Origin of the sequence: Nocardioides sp. YIM 152588, from assembly GCF_040191335.1 — a bacterium.
Taxonomy (GTDB): domain Bacteria; phylum Actinomycetota; class Actinomycetes; order Propionibacteriales; family Nocardioidaceae; genus Nocardioides.
This window is the reverse complement of record NZ_JBEGDJ010000118.1, coordinates 1-742: the sequence shown is the minus strand read 5'-3', so window position 1 is coordinate 742 and position 742 is coordinate 1. Positions and strand designations below refer to the sequence as shown.

Sequence of the window (742 nt, the reverse complement as noted above, 5' to 3'; positions counted from 1 at the left end):
GCTGGCCGGCAGCGGGTCGCGCGGCGGCGCCACGGCGTCGGGGCCGAACACGGTGGCCAGCGCCGCCGCGACCCGGTCGTTCTCCGCCGGGTCGTTCCAGCACGCCGGGATGCCGGTGATCTCGGGGTCCTGCTCGATCTCCACCTCAACGCCGGAGGCCTCGGCCTCGCCGTGGATGATGCGCAGCACGCTCTCGCGGACCCGCTCGGCGACCTCGGGCTCGTAGGTGTGGCTGGAGACGGTGAAGACCGCCTCGGCCGGGATCACGCTCGCCTTAGTGCCGGCGTGCAGGTCGCCGACCGTGACCACCGCCATCCGGAACGGGTCCACCTCGCGGGCGACGACGGTCTGCAATCGCAGCACCATCGCGGCCGCGGCGACCACGACGTCCTTGGCCAGGTGGGGACGGCAGCCGGAGCCGCCGACGCCACGCAGCCGCACGCGCCAGGAGCGGTGGGCGGAGAGGAACCAGCCCGGCCGGCAGATCAGCTGGCCGACCGGCGCCGCGGCCACGTGCTGCCCGTAGAAGACCTCGGGCAGGCCGGTGTCGTCGAAGAGCCCGTCGTCGAGCATCGCCAACGCGCCCGCACCGTTCTCCTCAGCGGGCTGGAAGACCCCGATCAGCGTCCCAGACCAGGATCCCGGCTGCTCCGCGAGCTGCAGCATCGCGCCGACCAGCGACGCGGTGTGCACGTCGTGACCGCACGCGTGCATCACGCCCGGCACCTCGCTGGCGTAGGGC

General features: G+C 73.7%; 1 protein-coding gene. It reads right to left on the bottom strand.

Going from position 1 to position 742, the window contains the following annotated elements; all coding sequences use genetic code 11:
* Nucleotides 1-742, bottom strand: a 742-nt coding sequence (locus ABLM29_RS22290) for an amidohydrolase (RefSeq protein WP_349716844.1), incomplete at both ends; no start/stop codon positions are given.